This is a genomic window from Streptomyces nigra (assembly GCF_003074055.1).
GTDB lineage: Bacteria > Actinomycetota > Actinomycetes > Streptomycetales > Streptomycetaceae > Streptomyces > Streptomyces nigra.
Window position 1 is genome coordinate 7,174,006 of the sequence record NZ_CP029043.1, and the last position, 17,918, is coordinate 7,191,923.

The 17,918-nt window shown below is 73.9% G+C and carries 20 protein-coding genes; 15 read left to right on the forward strand and 5 right to left on the reverse strand.

Annotated features, from left to right (window positions below):
* The first annotated feature begins 252 nt into the window (after positions 1 to 252).
* The 6 genes from DC008_RS32970 (at position 253) to DC008_RS32995 (ending at position 4,739) form a co-directional block, all read left to right on the forward strand.
* Positions 253 to 588 carry a TraR/DksA C4-type zinc finger protein gene (locus DC008_RS32970; RefSeq protein WP_108710143.1) on the forward strand — a complete coding sequence of 112 codons (336 nt, stop codon included), beginning with the start codon at positions 253 to 255 and terminating at the stop codon, positions 586 to 588.
* Positions 589 to 643: 55 nt separating this feature from the next.
* A complete protein-coding gene (locus DC008_RS32975; protein ID WP_108710144.1) occupies positions 644 to 1,015 on the forward strand; it encodes a TraR/DksA family transcriptional regulator in 372 nt (123 codons plus the stop codon).
* On the forward strand, positions 1,012 to 1,821 hold the full coding sequence (locus DC008_RS32980) for a rod shape-determining protein (RefSeq protein WP_244221452.1): 810 nt from the start codon (positions 1,012 to 1,014) through the stop codon (positions 1,819 to 1,821). The genes DC008_RS32975 and DC008_RS32980 overlap by 4 nt, the downstream gene beginning before the upstream one ends.
* Before the next feature lie 102 nt (positions 1,822 to 1,923).
* Positions 1,924 to 2,565, forward strand: a complete 642-nt coding sequence (locus tag DC008_RS32985; protein ID WP_108710145.1) for an Rv1733c family protein — start codon at positions 1,924 to 1,926, stop codon at positions 2,563 to 2,565.
* Between the two features lie 235 nt (positions 2,566 to 2,800).
* Positions 2,801 to 3,643: an SCO4651 family lipoprotein gene (locus DC008_RS32990; RefSeq protein ID WP_108710146.1), complete on the forward strand. Its 843-nt coding sequence runs from the start codon at positions 2,801 to 2,803 to the stop codon at positions 3,641 to 3,643.
* A gap of 133 nt (positions 3,644 to 3,776) precedes the next feature.
* The gene (locus DC008_RS32995) at positions 3,777 to 4,739 is read left to right on the forward strand and encodes a YihY/virulence factor BrkB family protein (RefSeq protein WP_108710147.1); all 963 of its coding nucleotides are present in this window, start codon (positions 3,777 to 3,779) and stop codon (positions 4,737 to 4,739) included.
* A 120-nt stretch (positions 4,740 to 4,859) separates the two neighbouring features.
* On the opposite strand, the gene DC008_RS33000 is transcribed toward DC008_RS32995, so the two are convergent.
* Positions 4,860 to 5,291 carry a DUF6003 family protein gene (locus tag DC008_RS33000; protein ID WP_108710148.1) on the reverse strand — a complete coding sequence of 144 codons (432 nt, stop codon included), beginning with the start codon at positions 5,289 to 5,291 and terminating at the stop codon, positions 4,860 to 4,862.
* 279 nt (positions 5,292 to 5,570) lie between these two features.
* On the opposite strand from DC008_RS33000, the gene DC008_RS33005 reads away from it, so the two are divergent.
* From DC008_RS33005 to DC008_RS33020, 4 genes are all read left to right on the forward strand, one after another.
* Entirely contained in the window at positions 5,571 to 5,774 is a 204-nt protein-coding gene (locus tag DC008_RS33005; protein ID WP_007502648.1) for a cold-shock protein, read from the forward strand.
* Positions 5,775 to 5,864: 90 nt separating this feature from the next.
* On the forward strand, positions 5,865 to 7,493 hold the full coding sequence (locus tag DC008_RS33010) for a DEAD/DEAH box helicase (protein WP_108710149.1): 1,629 nt from the start codon (positions 5,865 to 5,867) through the stop codon (positions 7,491 to 7,493).
* Between the two features lie 258 nt (positions 7,494 to 7,751).
* Positions 7,752 to 8,183 carry a phage holin family protein gene (locus DC008_RS33015; protein WP_181890244.1) on the forward strand — a complete coding sequence of 144 codons (432 nt, stop codon included), beginning with the start codon at positions 7,752 to 7,754 and terminating at the stop codon, positions 8,181 to 8,183.
* On the forward strand, positions 8,180 to 8,626 hold the full coding sequence (locus tag DC008_RS33020) for a DUF3618 domain-containing protein (RefSeq protein ID WP_108710150.1): 447 nt from the start codon (positions 8,180 to 8,182) through the stop codon (positions 8,624 to 8,626). Before DC008_RS33015 ends, DC008_RS33020 begins: the two co-directional genes overlap by 4 nt.
* A 225-nt stretch (positions 8,627 to 8,851) precedes the next feature.
* Here DC008_RS33020 and DC008_RS33025 read toward each other — a convergent pair whose 3' ends face one another.
* Positions 8,852 to 9,700 carry a protein kinase domain-containing protein gene (locus DC008_RS33025; protein WP_108710151.1) on the reverse strand — a complete coding sequence of 283 codons (849 nt, stop codon included), beginning with the start codon at positions 9,698 to 9,700 and terminating at the stop codon, positions 8,852 to 8,854.
* On the reverse strand, positions 9,697 to 10,476 hold the full coding sequence (locus tag DC008_RS33030) for a serine/threonine protein kinase (protein ID WP_108710152.1): 780 nt from the start codon (positions 10,474 to 10,476) through the stop codon (positions 9,697 to 9,699). Before DC008_RS33030 ends, DC008_RS33025 begins: the two co-directional genes overlap by 4 nt.
* A gap of 346 nt (positions 10,477 to 10,822) precedes the next feature.
* Between DC008_RS33030 and DC008_RS33035 the strand changes: the two genes are divergently transcribed.
* Entirely contained in the window at positions 10,823 to 12,058 is a 1,236-nt protein-coding gene (locus DC008_RS33035) for a PP2C family protein-serine/threonine phosphatase (RefSeq protein ID WP_108710153.1), read from the forward strand.
* Positions 12,059 to 12,166: 108 nt separating this feature from the next.
* Positions 12,167 to 12,625 carry a universal stress protein gene (locus DC008_RS33040; protein ID WP_108710154.1) on the forward strand — a complete coding sequence of 153 codons (459 nt, stop codon included), beginning with the start codon at positions 12,167 to 12,169 and terminating at the stop codon, positions 12,623 to 12,625.
* Positions 12,626 to 12,638: 13 nt separating this feature from the next.
* Here DC008_RS33040 and DC008_RS33045 read toward each other — a convergent pair whose 3' ends face one another.
* Positions 12,639 to 13,421 (reverse strand): DUF899 family protein, encoded by a 783-nt coding sequence (locus DC008_RS33045; protein WP_108710155.1) that lies wholly within the window; start codon positions 13,419 to 13,421, stop codon positions 12,639 to 12,641.
* A gap of 228 nt (positions 13,422 to 13,649) precedes the next feature.
* Between DC008_RS33045 and DC008_RS33050 the strand changes: the two genes are divergently transcribed.
* The 3 genes from DC008_RS33050 to DC008_RS33060 are packed head-to-tail and all read left to right on the forward strand — an operon-like array spanning position 13,650 to position 17,355.
* On the forward strand, positions 13,650 to 15,476 hold the full coding sequence (locus tag DC008_RS33050; RefSeq protein ID WP_108710156.1) for a glycoside hydrolase family 15 protein: 1,827 nt from the start codon (positions 13,650 to 13,652) through the stop codon (positions 15,474 to 15,476).
* Positions 15,473 to 16,822, forward strand: coding sequence for a glucose-6-phosphate dehydrogenase (locus DC008_RS33055; RefSeq protein WP_108710157.1), 1,350 nt, complete (start codon positions 15,473 to 15,475; stop codon positions 16,820 to 16,822). The genes DC008_RS33050 and DC008_RS33055 overlap by 4 nt, the downstream gene beginning before the upstream one ends.
* A complete protein-coding gene (locus tag DC008_RS33060; protein ID WP_108710158.1) occupies positions 16,819 to 17,355 on the forward strand; it encodes a gluconokinase in 537 nt (178 codons plus the stop codon). Before DC008_RS33055 ends, DC008_RS33060 begins: the two co-directional genes overlap by 4 nt.
* 7 nt (positions 17,356 to 17,362) lie before the next feature.
* On the opposite strand, the gene DC008_RS33065 is transcribed toward DC008_RS33060, so the two are convergent.
* A complete protein-coding gene (locus tag DC008_RS33065; protein ID WP_108710159.1) occupies positions 17,363 to 17,830 on the reverse strand; it encodes a GreA/GreB family elongation factor in 468 nt (155 codons plus the stop codon).
* Between the last annotated feature and the right edge of the window lie 88 nt (positions 17,831 to 17,918).

Below are 17,918 nucleotides of genomic sequence, written 5' to 3' on the forward strand. Positions count from 1 at the left end.
ACGTCGATGGGTGCCAGTGCCCATTTCCACCGGTGGGAGCCGCGCCGGCCACTGGCCGGCCGGTCGGTAAATGGGTATCGCGCCCGATGGGATTCGCGCGCGGGATCGGCCACGGTGGGGGCATGACCCCGCCACCGTGATCCCGGTCCCCGTATCCGCCAGGCCTGCCGCCGGCAGGTCTTTTCCGTATGCGCCCGGCCCCATCACGAGATGCCCGGCCCCGTCACGACCGCCACGACCCTAGGACCCGCCATGTCTCTCGACACCACCCCCTCCGACTCCGCTCACCGTCCCCAGCAGGCGACGGCCGACGAGATCCGCCGGCGCCTGGAGCACGAGCGCGCCACCCGGCTCACCCAGCTGCGGGCCCTGGCCGAGGCGGGGGAGGAGGCGGAGGCCGAGCAGCTGATGTCAGGGCAGAAGGAGACCCTGGAACGCGTCCTCAAGGAGATCGACGCCGCCTTCGCGCGCGTGGAGGCCGGCGGCTACGGCACCTGCCAGGGCTGCGATCGGCCGATCCCGGCGGAACGTCTGGAGATCCTGCCGTACGCCCGGTACTGCGTGCCCTGCCAGCGCACCGCCGCCTGACGACCCCGTCCCCTCTCCACCTGCCTCCCTCTCCCGCCCTGCCCGAAGGGGTGAAGTGGTGAACCAGATCACCGGTGACCGCACTACGGCCCTGTCGGCCGAGGACCTCGCCGCGCTCCGCGAGAACCTGCACGAGCAGCTCCTGTTCCGCCGGGAGCAGCTCCAGCAGCTCACGGCCGCGGCCCTGCCCCGCGCCGAGGCGCTGCGCGACCGCCAGGCCGCGGGCCGCGTCGAGGTGGGCGTCAAGCTCGCCGCCTCCGCGCGCATGGTCCTCGCCGACGTCGAGGCGGCCCTGGCCCGTATGGACGACGGCAGCTACGGCACCTGCCGTCTGTGCCGCCGGACCATCGACCGCGAACGCCTGATGATCGTGCCCCAGGCCGGCTACTGCGCGCGGTGCCAGCAGGTCAAGGAGGCCCAGCGGTGACCGCCGTCGACCCCCACGCGGCCCGGGCCCGGCACCGGCCCTGGCCGCGGCGGTGCCCCGGCATCGCCCTCGACCTGGGCAGCGCCCGCACCCGCGCGTGGATGCCGGGCCACGGCCTGCTGTTCGACGTCCCCACCGTGACGTTCGGCGACGGCCCCCTGCACCCCATACGGCGCGGTGCCATCGTCGACACCCCCGGCACCGCCCGGATGCTCGACCGGCTCCTCGGCCACCGGCTGCCGCGCCTGGGCCGGCCGCTCGTCATCCTGGCGGCGCCCGTCCTCGGCGGCATGGCGTTCCGCACGCAGGCCCGCACGGCGGCAGAGGCGCTGCGCCCGCAGAGCGTGCTGACGGTGCCCGCGGCGCGGGCCGTGGCCGAGGCGGCGGGCGCCGACCTGGGCCGGCCCCTGCTCGTCGCGGACATCGGCGCCCACGTCACCGACGTCGTCCTTCTCATCGACGGCACGGTGGCCGACGCGCGCCGCACGGCGGTGGGCACCGGCGACATCGACCGGTCGGTGCCGCCCTCGCGTATCACCGAAGCGGTCATCGCCATGGTGACCGCGATCCTGGACGACACCCCGCAGACGCGGGGCGCCCTGCGACGCGGCATCCTCCTGGCCGGCGGCGGCGCCCTGCGCCCCGACCTCGCCTACCGCCTGACCGAGCGGCTGCAGGCCCCCGTACGGCCGGTACCGTCCCCGCACACGGCCGCCGTACGCGGCGCTGCGGCCCTCCTGCAGTCGGTGCACGGCCATCCGTCGGTGGCCACGCCCGCCTCCGGCGACTCCCCGCACCCGCACTAGACCGGACTGGTTCATCCCTCCGGGCTGCTCACGACCCCCTGCGGACGCACGTCCGCAGGGTAGTCGCGCATGCCCGCCGGCCGCCCACCCGGAAGGAGCCCCATGGCCCGCGCGATCCCCCCGGCACAGCCACCCCCTGAACGCCCGGACCCCGACCCTGACGAACCCCGCCACGCCCTGACCTGGCGCTGGCGGCGCAACCCGTTGCGGCGGCCCGCCGACCTCGCGCAGGCGTGGATCGCCCTCGGCCTGTTCCTCGCCGTCCTCGCGGCCACCCCCGTCGCCATGGTCCTCGCCGGCGACGCCGCCCACCGCCACTATCTGCGGACGGCCCGTCAGCAGGCCGCGACCCGCTACGAGGTCACCGCCGTCACCGAGCACGACGCACCGCGCCATCTCGAACCCGGCAGCGACGAGGCGGGGAAGGTCCGCTACCCGGTCACCGTCCGCTTCACCGACGACGCCGGCCGCACCCGCACCGCCGAGGCCGAGGTGCCTCCGTCGACGCCCGCGGGCAGCGTGATCCGCGTGTGGGCCGACACCGAAGGACGCGTCACCGAAGCGCCCCTGACCAGGGATCAGGTCCGTGACAGCGCGCTGGGCTGTGCCGTGCTCGCCGCGCTGGCCGTGCCCGTCGCCGCAGCGGTCGCCCACCGCTGGGCCGTCCGCCGGCTGGAGCGGCGCAACCTCGCCCGCTGGGACGAGGACTGGGCCCGCACCGCCCCGCGCTGGACGGTGCGCTGACCCCGACGTACCGGATCTTCTTGTTCCGCTTGACGGGATGACAGAAGCCCGCAGTACCAGGTGCCCACCCGCGCACGCCCCGCACCCGCCGACATGGCCGAAGGACGGGCCGAAAGCCACCGCATCCGGTCAACCACCCCTGTCTCAGGGCATATCGGGCCCGCCCGGGGGCACCCACGTCGCACGCCGGCGCCACGTCCGAGGGGGCCGGCCGGTGCGAGGAGAGAGGGAGCTCATGCGGAGCAGAAGGGCGAAGGCGTCCGCGATCGGCACGGCCGTCGTGCTGGGCAGCGCCGTACTGACGGGCTGCGGGGGCGACGACGAACCGGAGGCCGGCAAGCCCGCCGCCGGTGAGAGCGCCGGCGGCCGGCAGCAGAGCACACAAGCGGTGCGCGGCGCATACGACAAGACCGCCGAGGCCGACTCGGCGAAGATGACGATGAAGGTGAAGGCCGGGGCCGAGGGGAAGTCGATCACCTCCGACGGCGAGGGAGCCATCGACTTCGAGGACGGCGACAGCACCATGACGATCACCGCCGGAGGCCGTGCCGTCGAGCAGCGCGTGGTCGACCGGGTGCTGTACCAGAAGGTGCCCGGGCAGCAGAAGGACGGCAAGCCCTGGATGAAGATCGACCTGAGCAAGGTCGCCCGGCAGCAGGGTGCCGACCCCGGGCAGATCGGCGACCCGGCACGGTCCGCCGCCTACGCCGAGGCGATCAACGACGACGACGTCTCCAGGTCCGGTTCCGAGAAGGTCGCCGGTGTCGGCACGGTCCGCTACGACGTCTCCGTCGACGTCTCCCGGCTGCCCGGCGGCGAGCGGCTGCGGGACCAGGTCGGCCGGACGCTGCCGATGCGGCTCTGGCTCGACGACGACGGCCGTATCCGGCGTCAGCAGATCGACATGACCGTCAAGGCGCCGGCGTCCGGCGCGAGCGTGGCGCCCCGGCAGATCACGATCAGTACGGTGATGGAGTTCACCGACTTCGGAACCGACGTCGAGGCCGAGGCCCCGCCCGCCGGCCAGGTCGCCGACGTCACGAACCAGGCGGCGAGCCAGGGTCGGAAGCAGAGCTGACCCCGTCCGAGCCCACCCGGGCCCGGCCTCCGCAGGCCGGGCCCACGGCTTTACCGCCGGGAGGGGTGGAGCGGGACCGTTCCCGGGCATGCGGTCACCGAACCGCCGTACGACGAGGGAGCGCCGAGCCACCATGGGTACCGCCGTCCGTGTGCCACAGACCCGGGACATGATCGGGGAGGAGCTCTCCGGCGACGAGGCGTTCACCGCCCTGCGCCACTACGGAGGATGGCGGCTGTTGACCGACTCCTTCGCACGGTTCCGCTACGCCGACGGGTTCAGCAACGCGCGTGCCCTCGCCTTCCAGGTCGTCCTCGGCCTGGTCCCCTGCACCGTGGCGCTCGTCGGACTCGCCACCTCCGTGCACACCGAGGGCGTCGGCGACATCATCGAGCGCACCCTCGGCCGGATCGTGCCGGGCGCCAGCGCCGACATCGTCGCCGACGCCTTCGAAGGCACCCGGCGCACCGCCCACGGCGACGTGTGGAGCACCCTCGCGCTGTGGCTGGGCCTGGGCTTCGCCCTGCTCAACCTCGCCTCGGCCATGGGTCAGATCGAGCGGGGCGCCAACCGCATCTACGGCATCGAGCGGGACCGTCCCTTCCCGCGCAAGTACGCCCGCGCGATGGTGCTCGCGGTCGCCGCCGGCCTGCCCCTGGGGCTGGGCTTCGTCGCCCTCGTCGCGGGCGAGGCCCTCGGCGACGCCGTGGCGGAGTCCGCAGGGCTGGAGGGCGGCTCGCCATGGTGGGCGGTGCTGGACGTGCCGGTCGGGCTGGTCCTCGCCTGGGTGGCCTCCGCCGTGATCTTCCGCTGGTGCCCGCGCCGGGTGCAGCCCGGCTACACCTGGCTCGCGTTCGGCTCGGCCGTGCACCTCGTCCTGTGGGTGGCGGCCACCTGGCTGCTCGCGCTGTACGTGGAGGGCAGTGGTGCCTTCGGCGCCCTGTACGGCCCGCTGACCGCGTTCGTCGCCCTGCTGCTGTGGGCCAACCTGACGGCCGTCGCCCTGTTCCTCGGTATCGCCTTCGCGGCCCAGCTGGAGGCGGCCCGCGCGGGGATCGAGTCCGCCGTCCAGCCGGATCCCGGGGCGGGTGGCTGACGCGCGGGGCGGCCTGTCAGGCGGCCGTCCCGCCTGGCCCAGGGCGGGCGGCTGACCCGCAGGACTGTGCCGGCCGTCCAGCCTGACCCAGGAGCGGGCGGCTGACCTCTGGGCCGCCCGTCAGCCGCGCGCCGCGGCCGTCACCGCCGCGGGGTCCACGCCCGTCAGTTCGACGATGCGGTGCGGGGCGACCCCGGCGGCCAGGGCCCGCCCGATGAGACCGTCCCGGCCGTCCGCGCAGTCCCGCCACGCCAGAAGCTCCTCCTCCAGACGGGCCAGCGGCTCCGGCGCCGTCGTGTGCCGGACCCGGCTCAGCTCCTCGTCGCCGAGCGGGACGGGCAGCCGCTCGGCGCCCTCCGGGATGGCCCCGGTCTCCTCCGGCGGCAGCAGCCGCAGCCGCGGCGAGGTCGCGGTGACACCCTGGGCGTCCAGCCAGGCGCGCACCGCCGGGGTGTCCATACACGCGAGATCACCGACGGCGGCCGGGGCCACGCCCAGCGGTGCGGTGGGGTCGTCTTCGTCCAGCAGGAACAGGTACGCGTCCTCGGTCATCCTGGATCCTTCTCCACAGGGGGTCGTCCGACTGCCCGGCCGGGGGCCGGTGGACGTCCGCTTACCCCGCCACGACGGCCTTACCGCTCCAGCTCAGGGGATGCCCGGATGCGGCGCGCCGACGGGTGTGACCGGCCGAGCTGTGCTACGCTTTCAGAGTTGCAGTTGTGGTACCCATGAACCTATGTGCGCCTGACGGGAATGCTTATCCATCAGGCGCATATTTCGTTTTTACCGGCTTCTCCGGATGGGGCCTCTGCCTATCAGAAGGAGAACGTCATGGCACAGGGAACCGTGAAGTGGTTCAACTCCGAAAAGGGTTTCGGATTCATCGAGCAGGACGGCGGCGGCCCTGACGTCTTCGCCCACTACTCGAACATCGCGACGCAGGGCTTCCGCGAGCTCCAGGAGGGCCAGCGGGTCTCCTTCGACGTGACGCAGGGCCAGAAGGGCCCCCAGGCGGAGAACATCGTCCCCGCCTGATTGCCGGACGTATTCCGCTCACCGGGGTCCGCATCCTTGTGATGCGGACCCCGGTTTGTGCTGTTTCCAGGAAGGCAGAGAGAGAACCGCATGGCCCGCAGACCCCAGAAGTCCAACAGGCGCGCTTCGGCACCCGCCACGCCCACGCCGTCGCACAGGGAATTCCGGCTGCCGGAGAACACGACGCCCGCACTTCCCGCCGTCGAGGACTTCGCCGGTCTGGACATGCCCGAAGCGCTGCTGAAGACGCTCGCCGCGCAGGGCGTGACCACCCCCTTCCCCATCCAGGCCGCCACGCTGCCGAACTCGCTCGCCGGACGCGACCTGCTCGGCCGCGGCCGTACCGGCTCCGGCAAGACGCTCGCCTTCGGCCTGGCCCTGCTGGCCCGCACCGCCGGACTGCGCGCCCAGCCCAAGGCGCCCCTGGCCCTCGTGCTGGTGCCCACCCGTGAACTCGCCCAGCAGGTGACCGACGCGCTGACGCCCTACGCGACCGCCGTCAACCTGCGCCTGACCACCGTGGTCGGCGGCCTGTCGATCACCAAGCAGGCCGGTGTGCTGCGCCGCGGCGTCGAGGTGCTGGTGGCCACCCCCGGCCGGCTCAACGACCTCGTGGAACGCGGCGACTGCGTCCTCGACCAGGTGCGTGTCACCGTGCTGGACGAGGCCGACCAGATGACCGACATGGGCTTCCTGCCGCAGATCACCAAGCTGATCCAGCAGGTACGGCCCGACGGCCAGCGGCTGCTCTTCTCGGCCACCCTGGACGCGAACATCGACCGCCTCGTTCAGCGGTTCCTCACCGACCCCGTGGTGCACTCCGTGGACCCGTCCGCCGGAGCCGTGACGACGATGGAGCACCATGTGCTCCACCTGCTCGACGAGACCGACAAGAAGGCCGTCACCACGCGTATCGCGGCCCGTGACGGCCGGGTCATCCTCTTCCTGGACACCAAGAGGTCCGCGGACCGGCTCGCCAAGCGCCTGCTGTCCGTCGGCGTCCGCGCCGCCGCCCTGCACGGCGGACGCTCGCAGCCGCAGCGCAACCGCACGCTCGAGCAGTTCAAGAACGGCGACGTCACCGCGCTGGTCGCGACCAACGTCGCGGCCCGCGGCATACACATCGACGACCTCGACCTCGTCGTGAACGTCGACCCGCCGACCGACCACAAGGACTACGTCCACCGGGGCGGCCGTACGGCCCGCGCCGGCGGCTCCGGCAGCGTCGTCACGCTCGTCCTGCCCGAGCAGAAGCGGGACGTCACCCGGCTGATGTCGGAGGCGGGCATCCGTCCGCGCACGTCCCGGATCACCTCAAGCGACGCAGCGCTGGCCACGATCACCGGCGCCCGTGAACCGTCCGGCGTGGCCGTCACCCTCCCGGTGCCCGAGCAGGCGCAGCCGGCGGCGTCCCGCCCGGCCCGCAAGAACGGCACCGCCAAGCCGGCGTCCTCGCGCGGGGGCCGACGGCGCCGCGCCGAGGGCCAGGCCAAGGCGGCACCCGAGGCCACCGCCCGCAAGACCGGCCGCGCCTCCACCGGCCGATCCGGGTCCGGCGCCACGGGCCGGTCCGGGTCCGGCGCCACGGCCGCCACCGGCACCTCGGCGGGCGGCGCGCGACGCGGCGGCCCGCGCAGGTCAGCGACCGGTGGGGGAGCCGCGGCCGGTCGTACGGCGGACCGGCGTGGCGGCGGCCGTAGCGGTGGTCGTACCGCCTAGACCCCAGCCGCCCCGGCCGACCAGCCGGCAGCAGCACCGAGGGCCGGTCCTCCGCACCCCGCGATCACGCGGATGCGGAGGACCGGCCCTTCGGCGTTCGAAGGGCCCGGCGCACGCCTCGGAGGCGTGGAGGTGGCGTCAAGCAGTGATCCGACCGGCATTCGTTTGTCGTGAACGGGACTTTCGGGGTACTCGCCCGCTCAGCGGACGGCGCTGCGGCGCCTTCCTGCCAGAACCGAGAGACGGGAGGTGATCGCCATGGCGTCGGACACCCGGACGCGCCCCCTCGCCGAACAGCAGACGGCGAAGTCGGAGCCCGTGGGCGAACTCGTGCAGCGCGCCTCGCAACAGCTGACGGAGCTGGTGCGCGCCGAACTGCACCTGGCGCAGGCGGAGATGAAGGAGAAGGGCAAGCGGTACGGCAAGGGAGGCGGGCTCTTCGGAGGCGCCGGCCTGGTCGGGTTCCTCATGCTCCAGGCACTCGTGGCCACGGCGATCGCGGCACTGGCGGTACCGCTGCCGGTGTGGGCGGCCGCCCTCATCGTGACGGCGGTCCTCGGCGTGATCGCCGCGGTGATGGCGCTGACCGGCAAGAAGCAGGTGTCGCGGGCCGCCCCGCCCAAGCCCGAACAGACGATCGAGAACGTCAAGGCCGACGTGGCCGAGATCAAGGAGAGTGCGCACCGATGACTCAGCCGCCCCACGACAAGCCCACCGCCGAGTCCCCCGAGGAACTGCGCGCGCAGGTGGAGCACACCCGGCATGAACTCGGCACCACGGTGGAGGCCCTGGCGGCCAAGGCCGATGTGAAGACCCGGGCGCAGGAGAAGGCCGCCGAGGTGAAGGTCCAGGCGGCCGACCGGGCCGGCGCCCTCAAGGAGCAGGCCGCCCACAAGGCCGAGGAGGTCAAGGCCAAGGCCTCGGACGCGACGGCCCGCGTGCAGGCCAAGGTGCCCGGCCAGGTCAAGGAGACCGCGGAACAGGCCGGCCGGCTGTGGCACGAGAAGGCGCCCCAGCCCGTCCAGGACAAGGCCGCCCAGGGCGCGCGGATGGCCAGGGAGCACCGTGGCCTGCTCGTGGCCGCCGCGGCGCTCGGCGTCTGCGTGTGGCTGATGCGCCACGGCAAGCACTGACAGGGCCACTGCCCTGATCCAGCGGGATCGACGCCGTCGTCATGGCGTCGATCCCACTGAGGGCTGTCCCGTCATTCCCGGTGGATCGGCGCGCGGCGTCAGGTGCGGTGCATCGCAAGGCGGAGGGCCGTCCGCATACGGGATGTATGCGGACGGCCCGACAGCGCGGCGAGGTGCCGTGGACTGTCGTCGCGCGCCCGCCGGGAATCACGGGACAGCCCTCAGTCACGTCCAGCCATCTCCGATACGCGCGACCAGCGACGCCGCGGTGCGGGGAAGCCGGGAGGCGTGGTCCCGGGCGAGGCAGTCCGCGATGAGCCGGTGCCGTCCCTCGTCCAGGGAGGGGTGCAGCCGCAGTGGGGCGTTGCCGCGGGCGTAGGCCTGGGCGGCGAGCGCGCGGGCCCGCGCGTGGAGGCCGGGGAACGGGTGGTGCCCTCCGGTGAGGACCTGGTGGGCGAGGACACCGAAGGCCCAGATGTCGGCGGTGGCCCGCAGCACGGTGCCGTCGGCGCGCCGGCGCGGCGACCACCACTCGGGCGGCCGGTGGTCGAGCGTGCCCAGCGGGGGAGTACGGGCGTACACGCCGCCGGGTTCCGACGTCAGGCCGAAGTCGGCGAGTCGCACCCCGTCCCGCGGGCCCAGCAACACGTTGGCGGCGGTGACGTCGCCGTGCACCCACCCCAGGCCGTGCAGATGGGCGAGCCCGGCCGCGATCCCCTGGAGCAGCCGTACGGGGTCCAGGCCGGGGACGCCGGCGGCCAGCGCCTGGCGCAGGCTGACGTCGGCCCGGTCCATGACGAGGGCGACGGCACCGGCCGGTTCCGGCGCGTCGATCCGGCGGACGGCACGGGTGCGCAGGAGGTGCGGATGGTCGGCCCGGGTCCCGAACCACACCTCCCGCTCCACCAGGTCGTCCGGCGTGGACACCACCTTGACCGCGGCCGGCGCACCCCCGGGCACCGACCGGGCCTCGTACACGATGCTCCGGCCGCCCGAGCCGATCACGGCGCCCAGCGCCCAGCCCCCGACCTGGAAGCCCACCGGGAGACGGGGCCCCCGGTCGCGAGGGTTCACACCCCGTCCCCTTCCGGGGCGACGCGCCGACGGGGCGGGAGCAGCGCGAGGTGTTCCTCCCGGACGAGACCGAAGCGCAGGGCGAGCGAGGCGAGCCGGGCGCGCTTGGCCCCCGTACGCCCGTCGTCGTCACCGGGGTCCCCGCCGAGGTCCAGGCGGAGCTTCGTCCGGGCCAGATAGTCGATGTGGTAGTTCACGGCGGAACGGGTCAGGCCGCCGCAGCCGTCCAGGGGCCGTAATCGCCGGGCGATGTCACCGGCGCCCGGCAGCGCGCCGTCCGGCACCCCGCGCAGCCGCGGTTCGCACAGCGCGACCAGCACCAGGAAGTACTTGGCCGTCGCGTCCAGCGCGAAGGGGTGCACGGTGTGCTCGCCCCCGCCCGGCGCGCACCGCTCGTCGAGGTAGGCATGCTGCGGGGCGAACACCGTGAACCCGGCGCTCCCGTCCAGGGCGGGCAGGACGACCCGGGAGAACTCGAAGGGCACGGGCGCGCCGAGCCGTCCGGGCGCCACGGTCAGATACTCCCCGCCGCTCTCCATGTTCTCCACCACGTACGCGGTGTCGCCGCTGAAGTTCGACAGCCGCCAGTAGTCCCCGGCGGCCTCCAGCAGACCCGCCCGCCGGGACACGCCCGGATCGCGCAGGGCGACGAAGCGGCCGGTCCGCTCGCCGGGCAGGTCACGCCCGAACTCGGCCGTGTCGCCCGGCCCCAGGTGCAGCAGTGCGCCGGCGCCCGGCCGGGACGGGCCGGACGGCTGAACGATGATCGTCTCCAAGCCGGTGTCTCCCCCGAGATGACGCCGAGCGGCACCCGCTGCGGGCCCGGCGTGACAGACGCGTGGAGTCGCGCGCGGCGGCGGTCGGCGGATGGTCGGTCCGCTCCCGCCCGGTGCGACACCACGAGCATCACCGCACCCACGGACCCGCCGCAACCACCCGTGCCGGACCCGCCGCCCTGGAACCGTCCCGCCCCCTGTGGCCTGCGGCGATACGGGGGCCTGGGATGCCGATGGGGCCCGTGGTCGGGCTCGGACGCGCGGAGGCCACCGGGAAGCCGAGCGGCGGCACCCCGCTTAGATTGGTACTGACGGAGAACGCGCTCGGGGGTCGTGGGGAGCGCGCATGACGGCGGACATCGAATTCACGGCCTTCTTCGACGCCACACCGAGCCCGTATCTCGTTCTGGACACGGGCCTGGTGATCCGTTACGTCAACCCGGCCTATCTGCGGGTCACCGGCCGCACCGCCGACGAACTGGTCGGCAAGCGCTTCTTCGACGCCCTGCCGGAGAACCCGGGCGCCGAGCAGGCCGAGGACAACCTCAGGGCCTCCCTGACCCGGGTCCTGAACAGCGGGAAGCCGGAGACCCTGGTCCTCCAGCGCTACGACATCCCCGCCCGTGACGGTTCGGGCGGCTTCGAGGAGCGCTGGTGGTCGGAGATCCACACCCCGATCGTGGGTCCGGACGGCGCGGTGCGGTGGATCGTCCAGCGCGCCGACGACGTCACCGGGTTCGTCCGCTCCCAGCGGGCTCAGGAGCCGGCCGGCGAGTTCACGGACCTGAAGAAGGGCATGGCGGCCGAGCTGTACGTCCGCGCCCGCGAGGCGCACCGGCTGAACCAGGAGCTGCGTCAGGCCCACGCCCGGGAACGCCAGATCGGCGTGGCGCTCCAGGAGGCCATGCTGTCGGCCCCCGACCTCGATCTGCACCACGACAACATCGCCGTGCGCTATCTGCCCGCGGCCTCCTCGCTCAACGTGTGCGGCGACTGGTACGACGTCGTCGACCTGCCGCCCGACCGCTACGCCGCCGCGGTCGGCGACGTGGTCGGGCACGGGCTGCGCGCCGCCGCCGTCATGGGCATGCTCCGCAGCGCCCTGAGCGCGGTCATCCGGGCCACCCCCAGCCCGGCCCAGGCGCTGGAGGTGCTCGGCCTGTACGCCCGCTCGATGGAGGGCGCGACGGCGGCGACCGCGGTGAAGGTCCTGGTCGACACCCGCAGCCGGCTGATCATCTACAGCAACGCGGGGCATCCGCCGCCCGTCCTGCTGCACACCGACGGCTCGTGCGAGCTGCTGGACCGGGCGACCGACCCGCCCCTGGGCACCCGTGAGCACCATGTGCCCCGCCCCCAGGCCGGCGTCTCCTACCAGCCGGGCGACACCCTCGTGCTCTACACCGACGGCCTCATCGAACGGCGCGGGGAGGACATCGACGTCGGCCTGGCCCGGCTCACCTCCGCCCTCGCCCAGGACGGCACGCTCGGCCACGACCAGCTGGCCGACGCGCTGCTCGCCCGGCTCGACGTGGCGGGCGGTTCCTCCGACGACATCGCGCTGATCGTCATCCGCCTCTGAGGCGTCCGAGGCGTCCGAGGCCTCCGACGCCCGGCCGGCCCTGTGGGACTGCGGCGGGCGGCCATCGGGCGGAGGCTGGAGCCCGGGCCGTCGAGCCGAGGAGGAAGCATGGCCGAGCAGGCTGAGGGAGCGGACCGGGTCGTGGTCGGGGTGGACGGTTCGGACGCGTCCCGGGATGCCCTGCGCTGGGCCGTGCGGCAGGCGGGGCTCACCGGGGGAGAGGTACGGGTGCTCGGCGCCTGGGTGGTCCCGCAGTACCACGGGGCGCTCGGCTGGCTGCCACCGGAGAGCACCGACGAGGCGGCGCTGGAGGAACGCGCCCGCGACGAACTCACCACGGCCGTCGAGGAAACCCTGGGGCCACGGCCGCCCGTCGAGGTGCGGACCGAGGTGCGCTACGGCGCCCCGGCCGGGGTCCTGGTCGACGCGTCCCGCGAGGCCACCCTGCTCGTGGTCGGCAGTCGGGGCCGCGGCGGCTTCGCCGGTCTGCTCCTCGGGTCCGTGGCCCAGCACTGCGCCCAGCACGCGGCCTGCCCGGTGGTGGTCGTCCGCGCCACCGGGCAGTAGTGCGGATGGGCGGTCAGTGGCAGGGACCCCTCCGGCCGAGGGTCGTCTCGGGGGTCGCGCCCGGCCTCGTCCACTGCGCGGCGGGGCGGCTCGTCGGGCCCCAGGTCGCCCGGCCGTCGGAGTCCGTGCGCCAGTACCAGCAGGGTTCGCCGGCCGGGGCCGTACCGCCCTCGGGGTGCTCCTCCCACGCCTCACCGCGCCCGTGGGGCGTCATGTCGAGCAGGGCGAGCGAGGGGTTGGCCGGTTCGTTGCCGCGGCCGGTCGTGCTGTAGGTCAGGAACGCGCGGTCGCCGTCGCGCAGATAGCTGGTCAGATAGCCCGTCGCGCCGCCGACCGGCTCGTCCACGCCGCGCACCGAGTACCAGGGCTGGGTGTAGCCCATGAAGTCCACGAAGGCGGCCACCTCGTCCCAGGGGCCCGTGGTCACGATGGCGAAGGAGACCCCGCGGGCGTTCAGGTACACGGCGTCCCGCAGATGCCAGGCGGCCGTCGTGCAGCCCTCGCACTGGCCCTGCGGCGGGGTGCCGTCGTACCACATGTGCTTGTAGACGAGGAGTTCGTCGCGGCCCTCGAACAGGTCGAGGAACGGGACAGGCCCGTCCGGGCCGACGACCTCCACCGTGGCGTCGAACTCCACCATCGGCAGCCGGCGCCGGTCCGCGGCGAGGGCGTCGCCCGCACGGGTGTGCGCCTTCTCCCGGACCAGGAGCTCGTCACGGGCCTTCTGCCAGGTGGCCAGGTCGACGACGGGGCGGCCGGGCCGCTCGGTGTCCAGGTCACGGGGTGTGGACGTCATGGTGTCCTCCGGGTCGGTGCACGGCGTTGTGAGGGCAGACCGGCGCAGGGCCCGGAACTCATCGGCCGGGACCGGTCGGACGAAACCCCGCTTGCGCCGTACGGCCCCCGGACGTCCCCGGGAAGGACGGCACCGCACGCGCGGTCGTCACCGGACCCTGCACGATGCCCTGAGGGGTCCTCGGGCGCGTACGGGACCCGGGTCCTCGACGCTGGGAAACGAGACGGCATGCATGACCCCGACCCGCCCTTCCGGCCGGTCCGCAGACCCGACGGCCATCTGCCGCTGGAGGACCTCGGGCTCATCGGCGACGGTACGACCGCCGCCCTGGTCGGCCTCGACGGGTCCGTCCCCTGGCTGTGCCTGCCCCGCTTCGACGACGCGCCCGTCCTGTGCGGCCTGCTCGACCACGCCCGGGGCGGCCACTTCACCCTCGCGCCCGAGGACCTCAGGGAGGCACGGCAGTTCTACGAACCGGACACCGGTGTCCTCGTCACCGAACTGCGCGCCGCCACCGGGGTCGTCCGGATCACCGACGCGCTGTCCCTGCGCTCCGGCGCCGACCTCACCGACGACGTACCGGCCGGCCGCGGCGAACTCGTGCGCTCGGCGCGGGTCCTCGACGGGCACGTCCGGCTGCGCGCCGAACTGGAACCGCGCGGCGGCGCCCGCACCCGGGCCCTGTTCAGCGGACTCGAGGTGCTGCCGTCCGGACGCCCGGAGCTACGGCTGCATCTGCGCTCCAACCGGCCTCTCGACGGCCTGCGCACCGTCCACGAACTGTCGCGGGGCGAACGGCTCGACATCGTCCTGTCCTGGGGGCGCTTCCACCGGCACCACCGCTTCGACGCGGAGGAGATGCTGCGGACCACCGCCGACGCCTGGCACCGCTGGATGCGCCACCTCGTCTACGACGGCCCCGAGGAGCCCCTGGTCAGACGGGCCGCGATCACCCTGAAGCTCTGCGACGACTGGGTGCACGGCTCGCTGGTCGCCGCCCCCACGTCCTCCCTGCCCGCCCCGATCGGCGGCGTCCGCAACTGGGACTACCGCTACGCCTGGATCCGCGACGCCGCCTACGCCGTGTTCGCGCTGCGCCGTATCGGGTTCGGCGGCGAGGCGGACGCCTTCCTCGGCTGGGTCCTGGACGCCTTCGAGGACAGCGGACAGCCCCGCATCATGTACGGCCTGCGGGGCGGCCCGGTGCCCGACGAGACCGTGGACGGCGCCTTGGAGGGGTACCGGCGCTCGGCCCCCGTGCGCTGGGGCAACGGCGCCGCCGACCAGCGCCAGCACGACGTGTACGGCGAGATCCTGGACTGCGCCCACCAGTGGCTGCGCTCCGGCGGCGAGATCCAGCCCGCCCTGTGGGCGAGCCTGGCCGGCCTCGCCGACACCGCCGAGCAGGCCTGGCGGCAGCCGGACCAGGGGATCTGGGAGGTCCGTGGCGAAGGCCGCGTCTTCACCTACTCGGCCGGGCTCTGCCAGGTCGCCGTCGACCGGGCCGCGCGGATCGGCGCGCGGCTGGGACTGCCCGGCCGGGTCACCGAGTGGCGGGACGCCGCGGACCGGCTGCGGCAGCTCGTCCTGGACTCCTGGGACCCCGGGGCGCGGACCCTCAGCGCGCACCTGGACGGCGGCGGCGTCCTCGACGCCAGTCTGCTCGCCCTCCCACTGCGCGAGGTCGTGCCGGCCGGTCACCCCCGGATGACGGCGACCACCGCCGCCGTCGCCGAACGTCTGTCCGCGGGCGGCGGCCTGCTGTACCGCTATCTGCACGACGAGTCACCCGACGGACTCGCCGGTGACGAGGGCGCGTTCGTCCTGTGCAGCTTCTGGCTGGTGGACAACCTCGTCGCCCAGGGCAGGATCGAGGAGGCGGAGAACCTGTACGCCTCGCTGTGCGCCCGGGCGAGCCCGCTCGGGCTGCTGTCGGAACAGATCGATCCCACGACAGGAGCGTTCATGGGGAACTTCCCGCAGGCCTTCAGCCATATCGGGGTGGTCGCGAGCGGGGTGAACCTCGCCAGGGCCCGGGCGGGTGTCACGCGATGATCGGGCGGCTTGCCGTCTTCGGCGCGACGGGCGATCTCACCGCCCGCTTCCTGCTGCCCGCGCTGGCCGCCCTGCGCGGCGCCGGGCACGTGGGTGACGGCCTGGACCTGCTCTGCGCCGGACGCCAGGACTGGAGCACCGACCAGTACCGGGAGTGGGCGGCGGACCGGCTCGGGCCGTCACGGTCCGAGGACGCCGACGCGGTCGTGGCGTCGGCCCGCTATGTCCGCTGCGATGTCGCCGACCCCGACGAGGTCGCCGCCGCCCTCGCCGGGGACGGGCCGGTCGCCGTCTACCTGGCGCTGCCCCCGGCGGTGTTCCCCGCGGCGGTCGTCGCGCTGCACCGGGCCGGCCTGCCGGAGGGCAGCCGGATCGTCCTGGAGAAGCCGTTCGGCGAGGACCTGGCCGGGGCGCAGGAGCTCAACCGGCTGCTCGCCGCGCTCGTGCCGGAGCAGGCGGTGTTCCGCGTCGACCACTTCCTGGCCATGTCGACCGTGCAGAACGTCCTCGGCAGCCGGCTGACCAACCGGGTCCTGGAGCCGCTGTGGAACGGCACGCACATCGCCGAGATCGAGATCGTCTGGGACGAGACCCTCGCCCTGGAGGGCAGGGCCGGCTACTACGACCACGTCGGCGCCCTCAAGGACATGATCCAGAATCATCTGCTGCAACTGCTGTGCCTGGTGGCCATGGAACCGCCGATCACCCTCGGCGAGCGGGACCTGCGGGACCGCAAGGTCGACGTCCTGCGCTCGGTCCGGCCGCTCACCGAGGAGGACGCCGTGCGCCGCACCCGCCGGGCGCGCTATCTGCCGGGCCGGATCGGCGACCGTGACATCCCCGCCTACGCCGACGAGGACGGCGTCGACCCGGGCCGCGGCACCGAGACCTTCGCCGAGGTGGAACTGGAGATCGACAACTGGCGCTGGTCCGGCTGCGTCTTCCGGCTGCGCAGCGGCAAGGCGCTCGGCACGGACCGCAAGGAGGTGGCCGTGCACTTCCGTTCCGTGCCGCACCTGCCGTTCCGGCACGGCGGGACCGCCGTGCCCAACGTGCTCCGCTTCCAGCTCGAACCGGAGGGACTCACCCTGGACCTCACGGGCACCGGCTCCGGCACAGACGCGTTCACCCCGCTCACCCTCACCGCCCGGATGGACCCGCCGCCCCTGCCGGCCTACGCCCGGGTCCTGCTGGACGTGCTCACGGGCGACCCGGCCCTGTCGATCCGCAGCGACGAGGCGGAGGAGGCGTGGCGGGTCGTCGACCCCGTGCTGTCCGCGTGGCGCAAGGACCTCGTACCGCTGGAGGAGTATCCGGCCGGCTCGGACGGCCCGCCCGCACGATGACCCCGCACGGCACGGACCCGCCCTCCGTGGTGGTCATGGGCGTCTCCGGGACCGGCAAGTCCACGGTGGGCCGGCTGCTGGCCGTACGTCTCGGCGTGCCGTTCGCGGACGCGGACGAACTGCACCCGCCGGCCAACATCGCCAAGATGGCGTCGGGCGTCCCGCTCGACGACGCGGACCGCCTGCCCTGGCTGGAGAGCGTCGGCCGGCTGCTCCGCACACACCAGGAGGACGGCACCGGTGCCGTGGTCACCTGCTCCGCGCTCAGGCGCCGCTACCGGGACGTCCTGCGCGCGGCCTGCCCCGGCGCCTTCTTCCTGCACCTCACCGGTGATCCGCGGCTGCTCGCGGAGCGGATCGGGCGGCGCAGCGGCCACTTCATGCCCGCCGGGCTGCTCGACTCGCAGCTGCGGACGCTGGAACCCCTGGAACCCGGCGAGGACGGGACCTCGATCGATGTGACGCCCCCGCCCGAGGAGGTCGCCGCCACGGCGGCCCGGCTGTTCCGAGGCACTGCGGACGGCACGCCCTGACAACAGGTCAGGACTGCCCCAGGGAGACCACGAGGGCGCTCTGCGAGCCGCCGGGGGTGTGGTAGTGCACCGTGTCTCCGGGTTCGTGCCCCAGCAGGGCACGGCCGAGCGGGCTGTCCACGGTCACCAGCGACCCGTCGGAGCCCACGGTGGTCTCACCGACGTGGAACGTCTCCTGCGAGCCGTCGGTGAAGCGGACGGTGACCGTGCTGCCCACCCCCACCCGGTCGTCCCGCGGCGGACCCGCCGTGCCGGCCGTGTCCAGCCGTGTCGTGAGGTCCGTGATCCTGGCGTCGATCCGCCGCAGGTCGTTGGCGCGCTGCAACTCGTCGGCCGCGTCCGCGAGGTCCCCGACCGCCGCGTCCGAGTCCCTGAGGGTCGAGGCGACGGTGTCGCGCTCGGTGCGCAGCCGTGACAGCTCCTGCTCCAGCGCCTGGCGAGCGGCGCTGCTGATCGGCGCGGGTTGGCTGGACATGCCTGCTCCTGACGCCGGAGACGATGTGTCCCCATTTTAGACACTTCGCCGCATCCTGACCCGTCCGAGCGTGCCTCGCCAGCCGTCC